Here is a 16,433-nt window from a genome sequence, read left to right as displayed (position 1 = left end):
TCAGAATCAAAGCCTCTACAATTTAGCGCGCGACAACTCCACGCGGGCAAGGGCCACAAGTCATTACATGACTCGTTCGTCGAGGGCGCCTGCGCGCATCAGCTACTGCTTGAAAAGCACCGATAACCCCATACCCTATCAGCCCCCCATGTGAAGGGGCTGATAGAGCCGCTAGAGCGCCAAGCAAACTGTCAACTCAGGCGCTTGGCAGTCCAGTATAAAAAGCTTGCGCATAACGCCATAGCAGCTCCGATTATCGCCGGGGAGGTCCAGCCAAATCCGGCAGTAATAGCCATACCACCTAGCCAAGGCCCAAGTGCGTTAGCAGCATTCAGCGCAGCATGGTTGCTTGCTGCGATTAATTGTTGGCCATGTTTGGAGACATCCATAAGCCGCATTTGCAGCGCCGGACATAGCCCTATCATACTTCCGAGTGCCATAGTCGCAACAGCCACACCCACCTTTGAGCCAGCAAGCAGCGGGAATAGCAATAAAGTTATGAGACTGAAAGATAAAATTATCTTAACAGAAGCGAACTTGAAGCGGTCGTATAGCCAACCACCGGCGTAATTCCCTACCAACGTGCCCACACCAAAAAAAACCAGCATTGGTGCAATCCAATAATCTTCAAGCCGTGTAACATTCAATATGATAGGTGCTAGATAGCTGTACACTCCAAACATTCCCGAAAACCCAATTGCTGCAATACCTAGCGTCAACCACACTTGCGAATTAGCAAAAGAAGCCAGTTCGTGCTTTACATTAAGAGGCGGTTCCTTGCTCATATCTGGCGCATACCGATGTAATAAGAAAAGACCAATTAAACTGACAAAGCTAATCCCGGCAAAAATCCACCGCCAGCCCAGCTCTTGACCAATGTAGGTAGCACCTGGCGCGCCCAGTAGAATTGCTGCGGTGACGCCCATTAAAACTCGGCTTACTGCCTTGCCCCTTTTATTGAACGGTGCGTTCGAGGCAGCCAACACGGCAGCCACTCCAAAGTACGCAGCATGCGGAAAGCCCGCCATCACACGGGAAAATAGAAGCAGTTCATAGTTCGTAGAGAAAAAACTGATTGCATTTGCGACTGTGTATACGCCCAATAGGAACACTATGAGGTTCCGCTTGCTCAGATACACCCCGACAAACACCATGATGGGAGCGCCGATCACCACACCGACGGCATAGGCACTAATAAGATTGGCTGCTTGAGTTTCAGGTATGGAGAAAGCCGCTGAGAAGCTTGAGAGAAGTCCCATCATGGCAAACTCACCAGTGCAGAGGGAAAAGACGCCAGCCATCAAAGCTAATTCAACTAAAACCCTCTTGCTAACAATCGCCTTTAACATATCACGTCACAGCCCTAGCGGCCTCAACATTGAATTGCGGCCATTACGATAAAGTCCAGAAAGGGCATCATTACATTGCGCCTTGCCAGCATGAGGGGATTCAAATGGGATTATTCGAACGACTACTGATCGCCATTATAGTAACGAACAATCGTTCGGACACATTGTATGTTACACCGCCATAGCTGGCAATGAGGGCAGTATAACTGCGGAAATTTGGCGAGTGGGCTGCCCGGACCGTTAGGTAATCTCGGAACCTGTAGCCCCAAGCTCAGTGCATTCATAATGGGACGCTCACCGCTTTGCCGAAGACTAATCTTTTGACTGTGTCAGTATTTCAGCCATAGGCGCACAAACAGCGTGAGGCAGCGTCCCTCAAAATTCAGCCGTCCAGGCCCTATGTGTCCGGGCCTAGCTAGTTAATACCGACACTAAACTACCTTTTCACATAGTTGTAAACACTACGTCCAATGTTGGAGAAATGGGAGCTTTTCTCCAGTAACTCCATGAAAAATTTTTGATCAAACGGCTGCTCAGGGTAGAGCGCCACACGAGGATCCTCGTACTCCCGGACATAGCCGACACTTGCCCCACCCATTTCATAGCCGATAAGACGCTGGAGTTCCGGCGTGAAGTTTTTCGCCACCTCCAAGGGAATTGACAGGTACTGATTTTCTTCCTGCCTGACCCAACCCACACAGTAATCAATATTCAGAGCACGGCGGCTAGTTTGTGACTTGTTCTCACCGCCGCCATGAATGGTCTTGCCGGTATAAACGAGCACTGAGCCCTTTTTCATCTCAGCTGCGAAAGTGTCGGCCTGAGCGAAAGTCAGAGGAAGCAAGTTATGCTTATGACTCCCGGGGATAACGCGCGTTGCGCCATTTTCCTCGGTGAAATCGTCCATAGCCCAGATGGTACTTACTTCAATATGGAAGTTCACAGGAAAATGATCATACCAATCCCAGGCACCTTCATCACGATGAAGAAACTGAGCTTTCTGACCCGGATCAATGCATATGACTTGGGTAAGGTTAAGCTGCACCGCAGATGAATTTCTACCCAAGAACTTTCTAGTCGCTCCTAGCACGGTTGGGTGCATAACCATAGCGTGAGATGCAGAAGAGCGGGCAGGTACCGCACCGCAACGACGAGTAAGCGTACCTACGGCATTGTTCTCACCTTCAGGAGTGCGATCCAAGTATGGTTGAATTTGATCGTTGACTGCATCTATAACCGCCTCACTCACAGCGTTATCGATAATACAGTACCCTTCAGCATCCAAGCAGGCAATCACTTCATCAATCGAGCAATTGGAAGGCAGGTGAATAAGAGACATATATCCTCCAGATTAAAACTTAGGAATTTATAAAGTCAGATAGAAGACTTTCAATCAAGCTATCGCAACACAACAAAATGCACATCCATCTTAAGGATGAGCTCGCACCACATCATCGGCTACAAAGACGGCACGTATCATGCTGAGTAGCGTTATAGCGCTGTAAGAATCGCTTCATTGGGGCATGCACTGCACCATCAGATGGCAGATACACCCCCTAGCGCTTTAATTTCGTGCAATGCAATACGAGGTACCCCAAATGCATAACGCCGAGCTTAGTACACGATGCCGAGAGTACGCGCAAAACACGGTAAAATTCTTGAAAAAAACCACTGGCTGCTCGGCCGTTGTGTTCACGTGGTATCACGATAACCGAAGCAAACCACCTCACTTTCAATTGGGCGCAGATGAGGAAATGATCACTGAATATTATGACCGCTACTATCACGCAGATCCGCTTCGTGCTGACCTGTTGATCGAAACAGCAACACACTTTGAGACCCTATCGAATGCCCGAGAGAAGCACGACGAAAATTTGCTAGAACAGTATTATCCCTTTCTCCGTAAATATAAAATTCGAGAAGAAATGGATCTGCTTTTCTGTGCAGGCGGAATTCCTGTGGCTTCTGCCGCATTGCTGCACCAAGAAAGCAGTAGAGAGAAGAAAATGGGGGCTTGCGACTTAAAGGAAGTGCACAAATACCTGCAATATGCATTCTCCATTCTACCCTCGGTCAGACTTATTAACATGAACGCGGAGCTTGAGGCTCGCTACAAACTAACTCCTAAAGAACGGGCGGTGGTGGAGCTCATAGTGTCGGGAGAATCTAACAAATCTATCGCGGCGCGGCTCGGCATGGAGCTGCCGACCACTAAAACCCACGTCCTGCACATTTTTGAGAAGCTCGAGGTCGATAGCAGAGGCAAGGTAATTTCATTGTTAATGGGTGTACGCTAGCTAAGGGTTGAGGAGGTCGTGTGTGCGCCACCGCCCCCCCCCTTTAAGTACAGGACGCTACAGATCTAGTTTCGCACTGCCTCATACCTTAGGTTGATGTGCATCACCGATAGATCATGGATAGTCGTAGGACGGCATGGTGGAGCGCTTATACAAATATTATTATTTAGCGAATTATCTCTCGCATGCCGACACTGCCGCTCAACGTCTATAACTAGGGTGATGTCAATGAAAGACTTAGACGGGGCATTTAAGCCCTCGCGTGCGATCTATATAACTCCACCTGAGCTCACTTATGCCCCGGGCACACAAGCTCTCAAAGGAAAAATGTCCGGATGGGAATTACTCTGCTCCGTTCTGGCATTCGCAGCTCCCGTAACTTCAGTTAGCAGCTTGATTCCATTCGTTATTCAAGGAGGAGGGATTGGCGCGCCGCTATTGATTTTGGCAGCAACCATATTGATGCTGAGCTTCAGTATTGGTTTCGTTGCCATGTCAGGGCATGTGGCTAAGCCTGGCGCGTTCTACGCCTATGTGGCCGAGGCTTGTGGCATCAAAATAGGCCACGGTACGGCATTTGTTGCGGTCTTTGCTTATTTCACACTGGGGTTCTGTACCGTTGCGTTGATAGGGCCCGTGTTTTCCAGTTTTCTATCCGAAGTCTTCGGCATCAGAGGTGTTCCCTGGTACGTAGGCAGCATGCTTGCATTTATGATAACGGGTTTTTTGTCCTATCTGCGCATTGACCTTTCGGCAAAGGTATTGACTCTTACTATGTTCGCAGAGATTGCCGTCGTACTGATTTTCAATTTAATCGTACCGATTTCGAACAGTGGCGAGAATTTTTCTGTAGAACCACTCTCGGCTAGCCACTTCTTCGACGGAAATTTCACAGTTGCCTTTCTGTATTCGATCATTATTTTCATCGGTTTTGAATCTACCGCGGTTTATCGTGACGAAGTAAAAAATCCGAAAAAAACCATTCCACTCGTAACCTATGCAGCTGTCCTTTTCATCGGTTGTTTCTACGCATTCAGTGCATGGATGATCATAATGGCATATGGCGTAGACAATGTTATGGAAGCAGCCAACAAGGACACGGCTAACCTGTTTATGAACGCTATGGCGACCTACATGGGTAAAACCAGCGTAGACGTAACCCGGGGAATTCTAATCATTTCCGCTATCGCGTGCCTGCTCTCGGCGCATAATGCACTGGCTAGATACATTTACTCGCTGAGCCGTAACGGAGCGATCTCGCATAAATTCGGTAAAATCCACCCTAAACACATGTCACCTTATGTCGCCAGCCTCAGTTGTACCTTTGGCTGGGCGCTGGCAACCCTGGCTTTCATCAAGTCAGATCCAAGCCTCCTCTACGCCCAGGTCGGCGGAGTTGGCACGTATGCCATGCTAATCCTGATGTCGCTGACCAGCATCGCGGTTCTATATTTTTTCCTTCGCCGCAAAGAATTCAGCTTCAGAACCACTGTTTGCCCTTTGCTAGCCGTCGCCGGAATTCTGAGCTTTACACTTCTGACCACGGTTAACTTTCACTACCTAACTGGAGGCGAGCCGGGTTCAGGTATATGGCTGCAACTAATTATTGTCGGCATGTTCGCTTTTGGCTACTTTTCAGCATTGTTCAAGCCACAGTCTGCGGCCATAGCGGCAACCGAGAGCTAGCCAGCGCTGGGGAAAATACAACATCGTTGCCATACCTCGATAGCGCGCCCACGCGACGCTATCGAGGTGTGCCTGCAAAAGAGGAACTTACCTCCCGGACTCAGAACTCTGACACAACATTACCATTCAAATTAGCTTTCTTAGCTGCAGGCGAGAAACGCGACTCACGATCGCTTACACTAAACGCCCCACACTCTGAAGTTAGGATTTTCAGAGGGCAGTGAAATTCGCAACCCTACGCTCCAAGAAAAAATTGACTCCCTCGTTGAAATCGCCGCTCGCAAGGATCGGCACTCTGCCAGCAGGTAACCCATCGTGCTCCCCCAGCCGATGTCTGGACAAATCGAATCATTGCGCCGCCTACGGCATAGTGACCATGATCCCATTCGACATGGGAGTGCCCTACTCACTTTCTAGATGGATCTCACGAAAAAATGCCAGGCCTCTCTTCCGATCAGCTCTGGCAAACGTGGAGCAGGCATTAGTGGATGTAAGTTTTAGAAGTTAAATGTATAACGCACGATAAACCGGTTTTCATTAGCACTGTCGGCGTAGGTGGAGCGGTTTGTTGAATTGCGCCACTGTACCGAGAGACCTTTAATAGGGCCGCTCTGAAGAACATATGTGAGGTCTGTCATGCGTTCCCATTCCTTTCCGTCCGCACCCTCTGCGCGCAGCCCTGCTGCTTGACGAGTTGTAAGCAAGGTAGGATCGACATCCTCACCTTTTGCATATTTCACTCCCAGTGTCAGTCCAGGAATGCCCAAAGCAACGAAGTTGTAGTCATAACGTGCGAACCAAACTTGTTCTTGAGGAGCGGTGAACGTACTGACCAAAGATTCGGCGAAGAGATAGGTATCTGCTCCATTGACCATGGCGAAGGAGGTGTCTCCCCATGCTTTTTGATACCCCCCGCCGATCGTATGACCATCTAGGTTATAAGCGAAGTAGCTGCTGAGGGTGCGGTTATCGACCTCTCCGATTCCCTTATCACCGGTTTCTTTTGCATCAAAATAGCGAATATCGGTGATAAGTACACCCGTTGACAATGGCTGATTAAATTTCAATCCGAAGAAGTTGGTGCGATAAAGATCTTCTAAGTCCGAAATATGGTAGCTCAATGCGAGGGTTGGCAGAATCTTGTAGTCAAGTGCGAGATAGTTGAAGTGATCGGCCTCAACCGCTCTATAGCCGAACGCGGTAAGCGATTCAAAGTCAGTCGAGTTGCGTTGCCTTACTGCGTTGATACGGTAGGCCGAAATCGTCAAGGGATCAAGGTCGCTGGAGACTAGTGATCCCCCCCTGAAGACCTGTGGTAAGAGGCGACTGTTGTTGCTCCATAGCAATGGCATGAGAGGACTGATTCCGCCCACCCGCAGTTCGCTTTTCCCCATGCGAGCCTTGGCTGTCAGCATTATTTTGCTATATTCATCCTCTACATTGCGCTCGGAGTCGTACGCGAGAATTCCGGAACCGGTGCGATCTGGACTAGAATCCAACTTGATGCCCAGCAGACCTTGCGCGTCTACACCGAAGCCAACTTTCCCTTCAGTGAAACCGGACTGTAAATTGAGAATGAATCCTTGCCCCCATTCGTCTCGCTTCGATTGGATAGCGCCGTTGTTACGAAAGTCTCGATTATAATAAAAGTTGCGTAGCTCCAAACTTCCTTTTGCATCCTTCAAGAAGTCGGCTGAAGCGAACGGAGCTGGGAGTACAATCGCTAAGGCTGTTGCTAGTCTTGTTGCTCTTTTCAGCATGACGGACACCATTGTATTTTTGTTTTTTTGTTATGTGCGTTCAACTTGTCGCTGCAGGAAGCGGGGCGATCGTATCTTCTCCACCCAGGCCCCGGTTCACCGGGGTCAAGGCGAGGCAAAAGTAGCAATTGCTCTTCAAATACAATCGAGTGAAGTAATCCCAGCTTTACTCAGCCGAGAACGCCGAAGATTTCTTTGCTTGAGTGGAATCCGCACAAGACTGGTTAATCAATACCACCGCCACGGCACCTATCAAGCCCGCCAGGCTGATTGCCATGAAGTTGTGCTCAAGTGGTAGGTTCATAGACACAAGCCAGCCGATCAGCACTGGCGCAAGGATCGCGCCAATGCGTCCCACACCTGATGCAAACCCGACACCCGCTGAGCGTATCGTGGAGGGGTAGAAGTCACCTGCGTAGGCATAGGCCAACAGCTGTGTGCCCAGTGTGGATGCCCCAACTACGAAGACTACTGCGTATAGCAAAGAAACGGAGCGTGTATAGCCCATGACGGCCAGAGCAATGGCTCCGACAATGTAGAAACTGACCAAAACGTATTTAATGTTGAGCTTATCGCTCAGCCACCCACCACCTAGTGCTCCGGCGATCGCACCGAGGTTGAATACGATAACGAAATTAAGTGCTGAGCCGAGGCTAAAGCCAGCCATGGCCATGAGTTTGGTTAGCCAGGAGTTGAGCGCATAAACCATAAACAGGCCGGTTATGAACGCTGTCCAAATCATCACCGTGCTGAAGCTACGTCCATCCTTGAAAAGATTACGTACTGGAGCATCCAACTTGCCCAGAGCAGCTAGGTTGCCGGTCATCTCAGTTTGGCTGGTGAGATTCAATGTCGGCTCAATACGCAGCGCAACCTTGCGCAGCTCATCCTGACGACCTTCCTTCAGCATGTAACCGATGGAATCAGGCATGGTTTTCAGGATGAACGGGATCAGCAGAACAGGTAGTGCGGCGACATAAAAAATCCACTGCCAGCCATGGCTCTCGATCAATTGCTTGGATGTGACGGCAACTAATATGCCGCCTACTGAATAGCCAGCAAAAACCAGCGTGACGAGGCGAGTTCGGAGTTTCAAAGGGGCGAATTCACTCATCTGAGCGGTGCACACAGGCAACACGCCACCGATACCCAAACCGGCGATGAAGCGCATGATACTGAAGCTGACAGGGTCGTTGGTGAAGCCCGCCGCGGCTGTGAAAAGGCTGAACAATGCTACGCAGATGGCGACCATTTTCGGACGGCCGATACGGTCGGCAAGTGTTCCAAGGAAAATGGCACCCAGCATCGTGCCGAACAGGGCGGAACCCGCCATGATCCCCGCACTGGTTGCGTCAATTTTCATGTCTTGCATGATGGCGGGAAGAGCCGCACCGACGATGGCGAGGTCATAACCATCGATCACAAGAATTAGTACGCACCAGAATAGTATAAGCCGGTGAAATCGATTGAATTTTGAATCGCTGGCGAGCGCGTACACGTTAACTGTCTGCATATTATGTATCCTTCAGTATTGTTGTTGTTTGTGAAGTGCACATCGATTTGGGTATGTGATATCAGGCCACTTCGAGAGAAGAGCCTCCGAGCCGGCAGTCTGCTGTAAGAAAAGCTAGCTTTGTTTTCACAGCTCTGCTCGAAATTAGTAAGCTACTGTCTATGGGCACAGCGTATTAAAATATCCTATGCCACAATCAGCTAAAGAGCGCTTTAAGACCCTCTAATACATAAATTATTAATTATCACGCCTGTCGAAGTGTGAGTTTGAAACTTTCGCGCGCCACTCACTCTTAAGTCCTAGCCCTAGCCTGCTGCTTGGCAATCTCCTGGTTACGCAGGATGAACCGTTGCAGCTTGCCGCTCGGTGTTTTCGGCAATTCATTGACGAACTCGATTTCGCGTGGATAGGCATGAGCCGCGAGGCGCTGGCGGACGTGTTGCCGCAATGTTTCGGCCAGTTTCGGGCCAGGTAGATATTGCTTGTTCAGTACTACGAAAGCCTTAATCACCTCTGTCCGCTGCGGGTTGGGCTTGCCTATCACGGCGGCCTCAATCACGGCAGGATGCTCCGCCAGCGCGCTTTCAACGTCAAACGGCCCCACTCGATAGCCGGAGGTGGTGATCACGTCGTCGTTACGGCCGACAAAGCTAATGCTCCCATCGTCGTTGAGTTCCGCGGTATCCCCGCTCAGGTAATACCGACCCACGAAGGCCTTGGTTGGCATGCCGAAGTAACCACCGAACCAGTACAAGGGCGAGCGTTCGCGATCGACTGCCAACGCACCGGGCTGGCCAGCCGGTAATTCCTGGTGCTGCTCATCAAGCACTACCATTCGGTGGCCAGGAATAGCGTAGCCAGCAGCGCCCTCATGTACAGGGTGGCTCAGGCCGTGATGGTTGCTAAGTACCATGCCCAGTTCGGTCTGGCCATAGTGGTCGTGGATGACCACGCCTAAGTGCTCGGCGAACCAGCGGATGACTTGGGGATTGAGAGGCTCTCCGGCGCTACTCACCACGCGTAATCGACCTTGGATGCTATCGGCGAATTCCATGCCCGTGGAGATAAGTAACCTGAAGGCCGTCGGCGAACCGGCGAGGTTAGTGATTGCATATTTGTTGATTACCCAACAGGTGCTATCGACCGAAAATGGGCCATCGTAGAACAACGTCGCGTGACCTAAAGCCAGTGGCCCGGTGACCGAGTAATAGAGGCCATAGGCCCAGCCGGGATCAGCTAGGTTCCAAAAGCGATCGTCCGCCCGCAACTCTACTGCATCATGCATGTATCCTTTGAAAGCCAAAAGGGCCCGCAATGGAACCTCTAGAGGCTTGGCTGGCCCGGTGGTGCCGGAAGTGCACATGAGAAGAAATGGGGCTTGGCCGTCCTGAAGCAGCGGCTCGCAGTCGTTGCTCTGGCGTTGGAGGGTACTCCAAAAATCATAATCGCCGAGGTCCTGTTGAGCGGCTTCCACTGTGATCACAATGGGGCAGTTGGTGACTTCGTTCAGTTTGGGCCGGTTGTGCGCATCGGTAACAATCCAGCGCGCACCAGAGCAACCCAGCCGCTGCTCGATCGCCTTAGGACCGAACGCGGTGAACAGCGGTTGGTACACCGCTCCTACCCGCCAGGCTCCCAAGATCGTGATCAGTAGCTCGAATGTTCGCGGCAAAAGCCCGGCGACCCGGTCACCCGGTTGCACGCCTTGCTCACGGAGGAAATTGCCAAATCGGGCAGCCTGATCCTGTAGTTCGCGAAAGGTATGCTGCGAGGCCCGGCCATCGTGTGCTTCATAGTACAAGGCCACATCTTGGCCGTCGGCATGCCGGTCACAGCACTCCACGCAGGCGTTAAGGCCGTCCAGACTACCGTGCAGTTCTCGCACGGCGGTTTGCAAGTAGTTGAACTCGCTTGCGGCGGTGTGATAATCGCGCATCCCGACATCCTATAGTTGTTGTTAAAGTCGTTGAAACACGAGAATATCTCTAGTTTATGAGTCCAGCTATGGTCTGGCCGCTCAATGTGTTTGACTGGTTTGGCCAAAAAATTTGATGCCTATCTAATCAGCACAGCTGGATTAGACTTATGCTCAGCCGCACCATTAGGATAATATTGCGCATCCCGACGTAATTCTGGCATTAAGCTAGGCTTCGGGATTGCTAGGGAGCTAACTAAACAATCGTTTACGCTGTTTTATTCTGATTCAGATATTTTGGGAAAAAATAACTACCCCAAATGCTATGGCGCCGATCAGGTGTACGGTTCAGGCAGTTACGGTTACGCTTTTTAATAGTCATGCTCGCATTTTCTGAGCCTATAAAGCCTTTGCCAAAAATCTGACATTTAAACTATTGGGCATTTCTCTGGTGTAGGTGGTTGGCTGTGTCTTAGGTTCCAGTGAAACTCGCGTTCCTACGCTCCAAGAACGAGTTGACTCCCTCTTTGAAATCATCGCTCCCCAAGATCGGCAGTAGATCTGGTATTAACCGATCTATCGCTATTTGCTCGCCATGACTGATGGACAACCGTGCACTTCCGAGGGTCGCTGCGACGCCCAGGGGAGCCTGCCGGGCTATTCGTTCTGCAATTTGCATTGCCTCTTCGAATTGCTGGCCAGCAGGGCATACAGCCTGCACCAAACCCATACGATAGGCTTCATTTGCGTCAAACTCGTCGCCGGTCAGTAGGTAACGCATCGTGTTCCCCCAGCCGATGTTCTGGACAAATCGAACCGTTGCGCCGCCTACGGCATAGAGACCTCTCTGCACTTCGATCTGGCCGAAGCGACAATTGTCAGCAGCGACCCTAATATCAGCAGCTAGCATCAACTCCAGCGCAAGTGTGTAGCAGATTCCGTGGGCTGCCACGACAATCGGCTTGCTTACCCGGCGTGACTGATTCAGGCCGAAAGGATCACAGGCGCCTGCTGGAAGCTCGGGGAAGCACCCCTTAGCGAACTGACCGGCCCACAGCTCCAGCTCCAGGCCAGCGGTAAAGTTTTTCCCTTCGCCATACAGCACGCCGCAGCGCAGTGTTGGGTCTGTATCCAGGACGCCGTAAGCCACAGCTAGCTCGATATAGAGATCGATGTCCATCGCGTTCATTTTTTCAGGGCGATTGAACCCGATGCACAAAACACGGCCCCGCTTTTCAACTTTGACTTTATCGACCATCAAAAACCCAACCCATTGTCTAAGTGTTCGTTAATTTGCAACTGATGCTTTGCAAGGTGCGCCATTTTCGCCGCTTGCCCAAATGATCGCCTGCTCTACCAAACGTGAGTAATTCACGTCTCGATATGTTTCAGCGTAGTGCCCCAACGCAGAATAAAACGCTCGCCCGTTTCCGAGACAGTGCTTCCAAATCATCGGATGGTCGATACCCATACTGATATCGGTACCAGCCATCTTCGGCGAATAGCTTGTTTCGTCGATGCTTAGCAGCACCTCCACCCTTGGACGTGGACTTGTGTCGAACGAATACCACTCATCATCCATCACCCATCTGGGTGGCAGGTGGGCAACTATCGGGTCGTCAGGAGAGTCGACAACCAGAGTGCCAGATTGCTTCTGCGGGAACAGCGGATGCCCTTTAAACTGAGCCTTAATGAGATCCTTTACATACCAATCCCAAGCGTACTTGGGATCTCCACCTGAGGCATGCAATGCTACAAACCCCCCACCATTGCTCAGGTAGGTTTTTAAAGCTTGACGTTGCGGCTCGGTCAGTACGTCCCCGGATACGTTGTTCCAGATCACTGTCTGAAATTTGCTCAGGTCGTCCGCATTGTGCACAGCCGCATTATCGGTGTGGTAGAGAGACCAGCCATTCTTCTTCGCCAACTGGCTGAGCATCTCATTTGCAGCAGGTATCGCATCCTTGTGAATGAAGCCATTGGTTTTGTCGAACACCAGGACTGCTGGCATCTTGACCTTCACATCAGAAGGACGATCTTGATCATATTCCGGCTCGCGAAACATCCCCTGCGAACGCAGGAAGAAATAGACAAAGGCGCCAAGGCATATCACGAACAGAAGCAGGATGAGCGACAAGCGACGAATAATTTTCATATGTACACCGAGCTTCCTGGTTAGATGCGACCTGACTGATATTCGGTGACGGCGTGATCCACGGCCCTGACGGTGAGCGCCATCAAAGTGAGCGAAGGATTCACGCATGAGGCAGAGGTCATGCAGGAACCGTCCGTCACGAACAGGTTTGGCACCTCGTGACTCTGATTCCATCGATTGAGGAACGAGTCCTCGCGGTTGTGCCCCATACGTGCCGTCCCCATTTCATGGACGCTTGCGCCAGGAGGCGTGCCGGAGAAATCCTGGATCATCACCGCCCCCGCCGCTGCCAGCATCTGGTGGGCCTCGGAAACGATATCCGTAATCATCGCCTTCTCGTTTTCTCTATAGACGTAGTCGAAGCACGCCAATGGAATGCCGTACGAATCTTTTTTCGTCGGATGCAGGAACATGTGGTTTTCATGGTTCGGAAGAACCTCACCAAATCCCGCTACATACATAATCCAAGGGCCCGGTCCTTTCATGGCCTCCTTAAACTTCGCTCCGATCCCCGGAACCATCGAGAACTTGGAGTTCCAGCCCAGACGTTGAGCCGCTGCCTGGTAACCATAGCCACGTAGATAGGGCTGATCGTTTTCCCTGAGATTTTTGAAGCGCGGGATGTAGATCTGGTTGGGACGATAGCCGTAGGGGTACTTGTCCAAATAGCCAGGCATCACCCCGAGTGCGCCATTACCGTAGGTGTGATCCATCAAGTAACGTCCCAATACCCCGCTGGTGTTACCCAGGCCATTGGGGAAAGACTCACTCTTGGAGTTGAGCAGGATCTGCGTACTGCCGATAGTCGAGCCGCAGAGGAATACCATCTTTGATGTGAACCTCAGCTTTTGACGAGTATTGGCATCAATCACTCGTACAGCTGAAGCACGATTGGTTGTGGGATCGTAGTCGATACTCTCGACTACGCTATCGCAACGTAGCGTCAGGTTGCCGGTGGCCTTGGCCGCCGGCAACGTCGAGACAATGCTATTAAAATATGCCTTGAAGGTGCAGCCACGCTCACATTTGTAGCAATAGGTACAAGCACCTCGATTGTTTTGTGGTTGGGTCTGAATGGCCATTCGCCCCATGGTCACACAGCGCGAATCGTCGAAGGTTTCCCTAACCTTGTTTGCGAAAACCTTCTCGACATGGTTCATTTCCATCGGGGGTTGGAACTCCCCATCCGGAAGCTGCGGCAAACCTTCCTTCTGCCCGCTCACACCGATGAATTTTTCTACGTAGCTGTACCAGTCCTTGATATCGGCATAGCGAATGGGCCAATCGCAGCCATGCCCATCTTTCTTGTTGGCTCCAAAATCCAGATCGCTATAACGATAGACATGCCTCCCCCATACCAACGACTTGCCACCTAGCACACCGCCACGAATCCATACAAACGGCTTCTCTGGGTTAAACGCGTAAGGATTAGCTTTGTCGTTATTGAAGAAGTGGCGGGTGGTTTCGTCAAAAGCGTAAATTTTACTTTGGACAGGATATTCAGAGTCGTAAAGGTCACGTAGGGGCTTGCCGCCGAAAGGGATCTTCCATGGCGGTTGAAACATGCCCTTGTAGTCGATGTCATGCTTGATTTCCCTCCCGCGCTCCAGCACAAGAACTTTTAAACCTTTCTCGCAGAGTTCCTTTGCGGCCCAGCCGCCAGTGATCCCTGAGCCTATGACAATTGCATCAAAATCAGTCTGCATAACTCACCATTAAATAGCTGCCGAGCGCAGCGCATTACGCGCTGCGGCTGGGGAATCACCAGATGTACTGGCGCCCGCCACTCGCTTGCAGGGTTGCCTCACCGTCGTATCTGCCTGGAACAGGCAAGTACTGCATTTCCGTGCTGGAAGCAGTTTCGGAGGTGTAGTAGCCAACCACTACTAACTCCTTAAGCTTGGTAAAGAAGGGTGCCTCTTGATCGATATCCCCCTTACCCATCAAAGTGGCGGGGGTAACCGGTTTCGGATGCGCCTTCGCGTATGCCTGCGCGATGGTTTCGGCGTCTTGCAGGCTGACCGCCTGTTGCGCCGACGTGGAGCTCAGGAAGTCGCTACCAAACTCTTTCAGACAGTACTTATCGAGCTCAGAGAGCCCATCAAGGAAGATCGTTCGCTCTCGATGGGTGTACCAATCGGACACCAGGCTCTCGATGAAATTGGGAACGCCCGCATCCACTGCACCGGGAGTGTCGGTGCGGGGAATGACGAGGTCTGATAACACCAGGCAAAGCTGGGCCTGGTGCGACGTGAGCGGGAAAGTGAGGAGTGGCTTATCACCTCCCGTCAACGCATTTACCAACCCGCTGGCGGTAATCCCTCCTAGTAAAACGCATGTGTTTGTCAGTAACTGCCGACGAAGCATGTTCAATCCCCCGGAACTGGTTGAAATTGAGTAGCAACGGATTGCGTTAACGCACTCCGGCCTGCCTCAGACGTGCGGGGGTAAAATCTTGCAGATCGGGCTTCACGTCGAAGTTGACTGGCGTTTCTTCCTGAGCAAGAGCGTTGATCGTATAGCGTCCAGAGATGAGGTCGTATTGGGCTTCGCCTGCAGTCCACACGATTTGATGGTCGTAGTAGTTGATGATGTAGGTCTCGGCGAGACGCCACAATTCACCTCGGCTATCACGGCTTTCAGCCACCAGTATCTGGTAGGAGTCTTCATCGAAGTAGAAGTCGCGCTGGGAGTAAACGTGGCGCATTCCTGGCTTCAACTTGGCTCGCACATGCCACACTCGGTGCAGCTCATAACGAGTGAGATCCGGATTAACGTGGGCGGTCTGAATGATGTCTTTGTATGTATTGGTGCGAGAGGCAAAACGGTAGTTGTTGTACGGGACATACATCTCTTTCTTATCCAGGATCTCCCAATTGAAGCGATCCGGGGCACCATTGAACATGTCTACGTCGTCCACCGTCATCAAGCCGCCTGCGGTAGGAGTGTCATAGCCGACAGTGGGGGATCGCCGAACGCGACGTTGACCCGGTGTGTACACCCAGGACTGACGCGGAGCGACCGTCTGGTTGACGGTGTCTTGGATCAGTCGTACTACACCGGCATCGCGCGGTGGGGCCAACGTCTCCTGAAGGTAGTAGAAGAGCATATTCCCTTCAGTTGAGCCGTCGTTACGAAAGTCGCGGTTGTAGAGGTAGATATCCCGGTTTTTGTTTAGGGTATAGCTACCCCCAGCCTGAATATTGGCACCTGCATTGGTTCGCTGTACTGCATTTCCACGGTAACGCAGCAAATGGTTCCATAGCACTTCTAAGCCAGACTTCGGTACCGGGAACGGCGTGGCCACCTTCACTTCCGATACACCATTGCCATCCTCTGTCAGCTTAGTGTGCTCGGCATTCACCTTAACTGCGTCGTATACGAATTGCGGGAAGGACGCCGACCTGTGAGTTGGATAGACGTTCATCTTCCAGGTATCAGGGTGTCGGCGCAGCATGGCCAACTGTCCCTCACTGATTTTGTCTTTGTAGCTCTCTGCGTTGGCAGCGGTGATAGTCAGCAGCGGCTTCTCTGCTTCGTATGGGTTTTTATAGCCCTTCGCCGAATCAAAGGCATCCTTGGTCATTGTTAGGCCGCCAGTCCAGGCGGGAATCGAACCATCGGCATTGCCGGCCTTTAGTGCACCAACAGGCGTGAGATCCTTGCCAAGACGATCTACATCAGAGGCCGCGAGCGCATGGCTACAGGACACCAACACGAGCGCAGCAACAATTTGAGTCTTATAGAATGCATTCATC

General features: G+C 51.4%; 12 protein-coding genes. 2 read left to right on the top strand and 10 right to left on the bottom strand.

Annotation, left to right across the window (positions count from 1 at the left end; translation table 11 throughout):
* Window positions 1–191: 191 nt before the first annotated feature.
* Window positions 192–1,349 carry an MFS transporter gene (locus Q7F16_RS13625; RefSeq protein ID WP_409556288.1) on the bottom strand — a complete coding sequence of 386 codons (1,158 nt, stop codon included), beginning with the start codon at window positions 1,347–1,349 and terminating at the stop codon, window positions 192–194.
* Window positions 1,350–1,785: 436 nt separating this feature from the next.
* Window positions 1,786–2,688 carry a phytanoyl-CoA dioxygenase family protein gene (locus tag Q7F16_RS13620; protein WP_409556287.1) on the bottom strand — a complete coding sequence of 301 codons (903 nt, stop codon included), beginning with the start codon at window positions 2,686–2,688 and terminating at the stop codon, window positions 1,786–1,788.
* A gap of 319 nt (window positions 2,689–3,007) precedes the next feature.
* On the opposite strand from Q7F16_RS13620, the gene Q7F16_RS13615 reads away from it, so the two are divergent.
* Together Q7F16_RS13615 and Q7F16_RS13610 are read left to right on the top strand one after the other, a co-directional pair.
* A complete protein-coding gene (locus Q7F16_RS13615; RefSeq protein WP_409556286.1) occupies window positions 3,008–3,646 on the top strand; it encodes a helix-turn-helix transcriptional regulator in 639 nt (212 codons plus the stop codon).
* Between the two features lie 228 nt (window positions 3,647–3,874).
* The gene (locus tag Q7F16_RS13610) at window positions 3,875–5,332 is read left to right on the top strand and encodes an APC family permease (protein WP_409556285.1); all 1,458 of its coding nucleotides are present in this window, start codon (window positions 3,875–3,877) and stop codon (window positions 5,330–5,332) included.
* 497 nt (window positions 5,333–5,829) lie between these two features.
* Here the strand turns inward: Q7F16_RS13610 and Q7F16_RS13605 are convergent, their stop codons facing one another.
* The 8 genes from Q7F16_RS13605 to Q7F16_RS13570 form a co-directional block, all read right to left on the bottom strand.
* Window positions 5,830–7,092 carry an OprD family porin gene (locus Q7F16_RS13605; protein ID WP_409556284.1) on the bottom strand — a complete coding sequence of 421 codons (1,263 nt, stop codon included), beginning with the start codon at window positions 7,090–7,092 and terminating at the stop codon, window positions 5,830–5,832.
* A gap of 166 nt (window positions 7,093–7,258) precedes the next feature.
* The gene (locus Q7F16_RS13600; protein ID WP_409556283.1) at window positions 7,259–8,605 is read right to left on the bottom strand and encodes an MFS transporter; all 1,347 of its coding nucleotides are present in this window, start codon (window positions 8,603–8,605) and stop codon (window positions 7,259–7,261) included.
* A 292-nt stretch (window positions 8,606–8,897) separates the two neighbouring features.
* Window positions 8,898–10,541 carry an AMP-binding protein gene (locus Q7F16_RS13595; protein ID WP_409556282.1) on the bottom strand — a complete coding sequence of 548 codons (1,644 nt, stop codon included), beginning with the start codon at window positions 10,539–10,541 and terminating at the stop codon, window positions 8,898–8,900.
* Window positions 10,542–10,992: 451 nt separating this feature from the next.
* Window positions 10,993–11,778 carry a crotonase/enoyl-CoA hydratase family protein gene (locus tag Q7F16_RS13590; protein WP_409556281.1) on the bottom strand — a complete coding sequence of 262 codons (786 nt, stop codon included), beginning with the start codon at window positions 11,776–11,778 and terminating at the stop codon, window positions 10,993–10,995.
* A gap of 30 nt (window positions 11,779–11,808) precedes the next feature.
* Window positions 11,809–12,675 (bottom strand): ThuA domain-containing protein, encoded by an 867-nt coding sequence (locus Q7F16_RS13585; protein ID WP_409556280.1) that lies wholly within the window; start codon window positions 12,673–12,675, stop codon window positions 11,809–11,811.
* A 20-nt stretch (window positions 12,676–12,695) separates the two neighbouring features.
* Window positions 12,696–14,381 carry a GMC oxidoreductase gene (locus tag Q7F16_RS13580; protein ID WP_409556279.1) on the bottom strand — a complete coding sequence of 562 codons (1,686 nt, stop codon included), beginning with the start codon at window positions 14,379–14,381 and terminating at the stop codon, window positions 12,696–12,698.
* 55 nt (window positions 14,382–14,436) lie between these two features.
* Complete coding sequence (locus Q7F16_RS13575; RefSeq protein ID WP_409556278.1) at window positions 14,437–15,042, bottom strand: gluconate 2-dehydrogenase subunit 3 family protein; 606 nt, start codon at window positions 15,040–15,042, stop codon at window positions 14,437–14,439.
* 46 nt (window positions 15,043–15,088) lie between these two features.
* The gene (locus Q7F16_RS13570) at window positions 15,089–16,432 is read right to left on the bottom strand and encodes a DUF1329 domain-containing protein (RefSeq protein WP_409556277.1); all 1,344 of its coding nucleotides are present in this window, start codon (window positions 16,430–16,432) and stop codon (window positions 15,089–15,091) included.
* Between the last annotated feature and the right edge of the window lies 1 nt (window position 16,433).

Origin of the sequence: Pseudomonas sp. Lb2C2 (assembly GCF_052112205.1) — a bacterium.
GTDB classification, from domain to species: Bacteria; Pseudomonadota; Gammaproteobacteria; order Pseudomonadales; family Pseudomonadaceae; genus Aquipseudomonas; species Aquipseudomonas kilonensis.
This window is presented reverse-complemented; position numbering and strand designations above follow the sequence as displayed.